Raw genomic sequence first — 6,058 nt, 5'->3', positions numbered from 1 at the left:
CTTCTAACTCTCTGACTACTTTTTGCTTAAAGCTAATACTATACCGGATCACCGTTTGGACATCTCTTGTCATGGTATTACAGATTTTTTTGTTCTTAAATCTGTCTACTTATGCTAGGACAAGACAAGTGGTCAGCAATTAATTGCTCCGCCCTTTAGGGCCGGGAAATCAAAAAGCCGGCAGTAGCCGGCTTTTTAAAAATCAAAACCATAACCAACTCAAAAAATCAACACTTAATTATTTTGTAGCGACTGTCTGTGCGTTTTTAATATCAACCTGGTAGTGATGAATTACTTCCAGGTCGGCATTATTAGCTGCGATCTGAGAAGGTACGCTGATGAAAGGCAGGTTAGCTTTTTCAAAAGCGTTTACCATTTCCGCATCTGCTTTAGCGATAAGTAATGCAGAAGGTTTAACATGCTTTATTGAAAAGTGCTCAGCAATAAAGTTGTCAATCATCTCATTGTCGGCAGATTGTGCGCTTGCAGTAATTGTTAATGATTTCAACACAACATCTTCAGTAAAACTATTAACCATTTCTGCATCTGCATTAAACCCTGCAACCGGTGCAAGATTCATGCTGCTTACCTTGAAATTGAAGTTCATTTCAGCATCAGCTTTTTTAGTAGCGTCAGTCATATCCATACTCCAGGATCTTCTTGCATTTACTTCAGAATAAAACCTGTTTGCCGCTTCCCTGTCGGCCTTTACAAAAGCTTTTGCATTTGGTAAACTGATATAAAAAGCACTTTTAATCTCATCACCTGGTTTGGCAACTGCTACTCCGCAGCATGCATCGCCTGCTGCAATAGCTGTTGTTGCTACAACTGTTTCGTTGTTTATGTTTAGGTTAGTATCAACGCTGTTTACTGAGGTATCATCCTGTGTAAAAGACATCATACCGAATCCTGTTACCGCAATCAGCAACATAGAGGCAGCTTTGCTGATTTTACCATACAAATTGATCATGCTGGTTTTCCTTTTAAGTGTTCCTGCCTTAGAATTCACTTCGTTCTGTTGTTTCATATTCCTATTGTTAAATATTTGATTTAAACTGTTTGACCATACAAAGATATATCTTTTAACAACTACTATGCAATGCATAATACTATGTTTGGTTATATAAACTGATGAATGGTTTATTTTATTTTTCACTAAATAAATTTTCCTTTAAAATGTAGCAATCGTGGGATTGACCTGACGAGAAGTTTTAAATTATACGCCCGAAGAAAACTCCATAAAGACGGTGAGACCTGGTTTAGTCGCGGACAAGCAAGGATTTAATCAGGGTTACCAAATTTCGCCGCAAAAGTACGGAATTTGGCGGAATCAACAAAGGCTTTTGAAACAATATTTTAGAAAAATTCTAAAAATTAGCCTATATCATCCAAATTTTTGATTCTCTTTAACTTTTATCAATCGTTTTTTAAAATTTTGTTCAAAGATCTCGATTCTATATGATCGCTGCCTTATAACGGCATACTTGCTGTTTTGTTACCTGCACCTGTGAGTTTTTATGTTAAGAAATTATGAAGAAGTGCTATTTAAAGCCGGGATGAAACCGTTGAAGTGTGTCACGGAGATATTCCCGGTTAAGGTGCGTATAAATTTCGGTAGTGGTAATGCTTTCATGACCAAGCATTTCCTGCACCGCCCTGAGGTCTGCCCCGCCTTCTACCAGGTGGGTGGCAAAAGAATGACGGAAAGTATGGGGAGAGATATTCTTCTTAATGCGGGCTTTATTAACCAAATCTTTGATAATCAGGAATATCATTACCCGTGTCATACGGCTGCCCCGCCGGTTTAAAAACAGGATATCTTCTTCTCCCTTTTTGATTACCATATGGCTTCGCACTGTTTCCCTGTATATATTAATATGCTTAATGGCATCCCGCCCTATGGGTATTAACCGCTCCTTATCGCCCTTACCTACCACCCTCACAAAGCCAACATCCAGGTATAATTGCGATATTTTCAGCTCTACTGCTTCACTAACCCTTAAGCCACAACTGTACATGGTTTCCAGCAAAGCCTTGTTTCTTACACCTTCCGGTTTGCTTTGATCAACCTGGGCTATGATCAGTTCTATTTCCTCAAAGCTCAACGTATCCGGCAAAGCCCTTTTCAATTTTGGCGCTTCCAGTAAAAGGGTTGGATCTTTTACAGTTATCTGTTCTGTTTGGCAATATTTGTAAAAAGCTTTTAGCCCTGATATGACACGTGCCTGCGATGAAGCTGTCATATTCAATTCAGCAATCCATTTTATAAACTGCTGCAGATCCTGCAAGGTTATTTCTGCAGGACTTTTTTGAATACTTTTTAATTGCATAAAACCAGTTAGCTTTTCTATATCGCGTATATAGGCTTCAATGGAATTATTGCTGAGCGATTTTTCCAGTTGCAGGTAGGCACTAAAACCATTTTTGTAAGACTCCCACATTTTTCGAGAATAAAATTCCTGGTATAAGCTTAAGCTTTTTTTATTCAACAAGCTGTAAGCTAAAGTATTTATTCTTTATTTTGGGCGATCAAAATACAATTATGCAGCAATTGACCTTGCGCACATTTAAAACAGCGGTAAATAAAAACAAAAAAGGATTCAGGGCATTTCTTACCAGGCTTGAAAATAAGCCGCCTAAAAACCTTGACGCGCTTGCCATGATAGCTGATAAGCAGGTTTGGCCGGAAGTGGATTGCCTAAGTTGCGCCAACTGTTGCAAAACCATGAGCCCTACTTTTAATACAAAAGACCTGCAACGCATATCAGCACATTTCAATATGACAGTGCAGCAGTTTAAAGATAAGTGGCTTTATTATGATAAAAAGGATAATGACTGGATGAATAAAAAGCAGCCCTGCCAGTTTCTGAATTTAGAAGATAATAAATGCAGCATATACCCCATAAGACCTGATGACTGCGCAGGTTTTCCCCATCTTACCAAAAAGAAAATGACAGATTATATGCATGTGCATAAACAAAATATTGCCTATTGCCCGGCTACCTATAAAATGGTGGAAAAAATGAAAGATCTTGTACTTATAAATAAACGTCCTCAATAAAAAAATATTCAGCCTCCTGCCTGCTGAGCGTGATAGCCAATACATCAAACTGCACTCTTTTCCATTCTGGATATTGGTAAAGAAATTCCTCCGCGGCATTAACCAGGTTTTGCAATTTCTTATTGCTCACGCTTTCTTCCGGTAATCCAAATTTTATTGAACGCCTGGCTTTTACTTCTACAAAATGAAGGGTCTTATCCCGTGAAGCAATAATGTCAATTTCGTAATGAGAATAACGCCAGTTGGTATGAAGAATAATAAATCCGTTATCTTTTAAATAATCCGCAGCTAATAATTCTCCTTTTTTTCCGGTGTTGTTGTGGTTAGCCAAAATATAAATAAATATTCTTTATGAAGGGTGAAACGACAGATGAAAAACGTGAACACTACCTACCCTGCTCTCTTCTTACTAGTAATAATCTGACAAACCCGGCTATGCTTCTTCAGCTTTAGGCGAACGGGAGAAAAAGAAATAGTAACCGCCGAAAAGAACAACAGAAAAAAACAATGTTCCCCAGATAGAGTTCTTATAGAAAGGCACGCCGTCTGCAATAGTCATCATCAATCCGTTAAATGTTTGAGGATGCTGATAACCGCCGGTACCGCTTAACCAAACCATGAAATTTGATGTTAAAAAATATATGGTTGACGCAGCTATAGATGCAATAGCTACATTAACTATATTGATCTTCTTTATAAGAAAGCCAACAACAGTAAGCAGCGTGAATAAAATATAATTGGTGGCTTGTCCTTCATAAAACCCGGGTATAATGGATAAGCCGGATACATATAGTATTTGATAAAAAGCATCTGATATGAACATGGATATCAGTGGTAAGGCAAAAGCAGTCTTCCTGTCTTTTATTACAGCGCCGGCAAAAATTGCCATAGCTATCTGCGGGGCAAATCCAAAAGGTCTGCCAGGAACTACGCGGTATAAAGCTGCAACAACAACAAGAGCGATAAGAGTGAATACAAAGTTTTTGCTGAGTTTCATATTAGTGCTTTTAGACCGAACAAAAGTAATTAATAAATATTATTCGCTGATTTGAGATTTAATTAAACCTTAAACCACAAACCCCTAACCCGAAACCTGAAACTTGCAACTTGAAACCTTCTTACCTTTACCATTAAATGAGTACCACAAATAAAAAAACATTGATACTTGGGGCATCATCAAACCCATCCCGGTATAGCTACCTTGCACTGAACCGCCTGCGCAATGCCGGGCATGAAGTGGAGGCTATCGGCAAAAAAGAAGAAAACGCAGGCGATGTACAGATACATAAAGCACCCTTGCCTCTTACTGATATTGATACGGTAACCCTGTATCTCAATCCGCAAAACCAAAAACAGTATTACGATTATATTGTTTCGCTGCACCCGAAACGGATCATTTTTAATCCTGGCGCAGAAAATGAAGAGCTGGAAAAAATTGCGGAACAAAATAATATACCTACCATGCAGGCATGTACGCTTGTGCTGTTAGCAACAGGACAGTATTGATTTAACATGAAGCACTCCTTCATGCCTTCACAAATTCACAATTGAAATTGCCTTTGCTGAATTAAAATATGACGAACAGACAGACTTGACGGACTAAGTTCAATAGTAAGCTAACAAAAAAAGTATAACCACATAATTGTATTGCAGGTTCTATTTTCCATACACCCTTCTCCTTCCGCATTCTTCATAATAACAAAACAATAATATTCAAACATTAACGGGGGAATAAAAAAAATATGTAAATTACACAAACCCCCTCTTATATGTTATGGAGAAAATTTAATGGAGAACGATTCCAGCTCCCTATCAAAGAAGAAGTAAAACGCGCTATCATCCGCGAAAAACAAAACGGCTACCGCCTTAAAGTTTGCATCGGTACAGATTCGCAGGTTAAAGGAGCAGAAACAGAATTTGCTACTGTAATTGTATTTCTTCGTGAAGGTCATGGTGGATTTATGTTCATCCATAATGAAAAAACAAAAAAGCAATATTCTATTAAAGAAAGAATGCTGGTAGAAGTTGCTAAAAGTATTGAGATCGCTTACGAATTGTGCGACCTGTTTACGCAGTATGATGTTGATATGGAAGTGCATGCCGACATCAACACTAATCCTCACTTCAAAAGCAATGAAGCATTACGCGAAGCGATGGGTTATATACTCGGAATGGGATTTGCATTTAAAGCAAAACCAGAGGCTTTTGCCAGCAGCAGCTGCGCCAATAAAGTAGTAAACTGACAGCTGCCATCCTGCTTCTTAAAAGCGGTATCGGCATACCGCTAAAGGGTTTGTCTCCCCTATTCTTCTGAAATTTCTCCCTGGTTTTTGAAAATTTCATTCCAGTTATCTATAGCATCTAAAATTTTATCGCGGCCGGTTTGCTTTATACTGCTTGTAGTAAAATGTTGTGGCAGAAACTGCCATGTTTTTTTCATTGCATTTAAAAAGGCTTTGATATTGTGGCTTACATCCTGCTGGGTTGATTTATCTGTTTTTGTAAAAACAATAGCAAAGGGAATGCCCCACTCACCCAACTGGTTAAGAAAATCGAGATCTGATTTTTGGGGTGAATGCCGGCTGTCAATCAGCGCGAAAACGTTTATAATATTAGGTCGTTTGGTCAGATAATCTTTTGTCATTTTCTCCCAGTGCTTTCTTTGCTGCTGCGAAACTTTAGCAAAGCCATACCCCGGCAGATCAACAATATACCACTGCGTTTTTTCTTTGCCGGAAACACTTTCTATAGTAAAATGATTAATCATCTGGGTTTTGCCCGGTGATGCAGAAGTTTTTGCAAGCTTTTGTTTATTGCAGAGCATATTTATGAGGGAAGACTTTCCTACATTGCTCCGCCCGGTAAATACATATTCCGGTCTGTCTGGCGGAGGACATTTTGTATAATCAGGGCTGCTGATTAAATATGCTGCGTTTGTAATAACCATGCCGCAAGATAGTGGAGAAAGGTGAGAAAGTTTTGGCTATCGGCTTTCAG

At 38.5% G+C, this 6,058-nt stretch carries 8 protein-coding genes; 3 read left to right on the top strand and 5 right to left on the bottom strand.

Annotation, left to right across the window (positions count from 1 at the left end; genetic code table 11):
* Nucleotides 1-238 precede the first annotated feature (238 nt).
* Together DC498_RS20975 and xerD are read right to left on the bottom strand one after the other, a co-directional pair.
* Entirely contained in the window at nt 239-1,027 is a 789-nt protein-coding gene (locus tag DC498_RS20975) for a hypothetical protein (protein ID WP_116876127.1), read from the bottom strand.
* A gap of 514 nt (nt 1,028-1,541) precedes the next feature.
* Complete coding sequence (gene xerD, locus DC498_RS20970) at nt 1,542-2,441, bottom strand: site-specific tyrosine recombinase XerD (protein ID WP_116876126.1); 900 nt, start codon at nt 2,439-2,441, stop codon at nt 1,542-1,544.
* Nucleotides 2,442-2,542: 101 nt separating this feature from the next.
* On the opposite strand from xerD, the gene DC498_RS20965 reads away from it, so the two are divergent.
* Nucleotides 2,543-3,061: a YkgJ family cysteine cluster protein gene (locus DC498_RS20965; RefSeq protein ID WP_133176926.1), complete on the top strand. Its 519-nt coding sequence runs from the start codon at nt 2,543-2,545 to the stop codon at nt 3,059-3,061.
* Here the strand turns inward: DC498_RS20965 and DC498_RS20960 are convergent.
* A complete protein-coding gene (locus DC498_RS20960) occupies nt 3,039-3,392 on the bottom strand; it encodes a YraN family protein (protein ID WP_116876124.1) in 354 nt (117 codons plus the stop codon). The genes DC498_RS20965 and DC498_RS20960 overlap by 23 nt on opposite strands.
* Nucleotides 3,393-3,494: 102 nt before the next feature.
* A complete protein-coding gene (locus DC498_RS20955; protein ID WP_116876123.1) occupies nt 3,495-4,058 on the bottom strand; it encodes a DUF6580 family putative transport protein in 564 nt (187 codons plus the stop codon).
* A 137-nt stretch (nt 4,059-4,195) separates the two neighbouring features.
* Here DC498_RS20955 and DC498_RS20950 point away from each other — a divergent pair, with 137 nt between their 5' ends.
* Both DC498_RS20950 and DC498_RS20945 read left to right on the top strand, forming a co-directional pair.
* Nucleotides 4,196-4,567, top strand: a complete 372-nt coding sequence (locus DC498_RS20950) for a CoA-binding protein (protein WP_116876122.1) — start codon at nt 4,196-4,198, stop codon at nt 4,565-4,567.
* 263 nt (nt 4,568-4,830) lie between these two features.
* A complete protein-coding gene (locus tag DC498_RS20945; RefSeq protein WP_116876121.1) occupies nt 4,831-5,304 on the top strand; it encodes a ribonuclease H-like YkuK family protein in 474 nt (157 codons plus the stop codon).
* Nucleotides 5,305-5,363: 59 nt separating this feature from the next.
* Here the strand turns inward: DC498_RS20945 and yihA are convergent, their stop codons facing one another.
* The gene (yihA, locus tag DC498_RS20940) at nt 5,364-6,008 is read right to left on the bottom strand and encodes a ribosome biogenesis GTP-binding protein YihA/YsxC (RefSeq protein ID WP_116876120.1); all 645 of its coding nucleotides are present in this window, start codon (nt 6,006-6,008) and stop codon (nt 5,364-5,366) included.
* Nucleotides 6,009-6,058: the final 50 nt, after the last annotated feature.

Source organism: Terrimonas sp. (assembly GCF_003075435.1).
Taxonomy (GTDB): domain Bacteria; phylum Bacteroidota; class Bacteroidia; order Chitinophagales; family Chitinophagaceae; genus Agriterribacter.
Note: the sequence above shows the minus strand (reverse complement) of the source record. Positions and strands in the feature narration are given on the sequence as shown.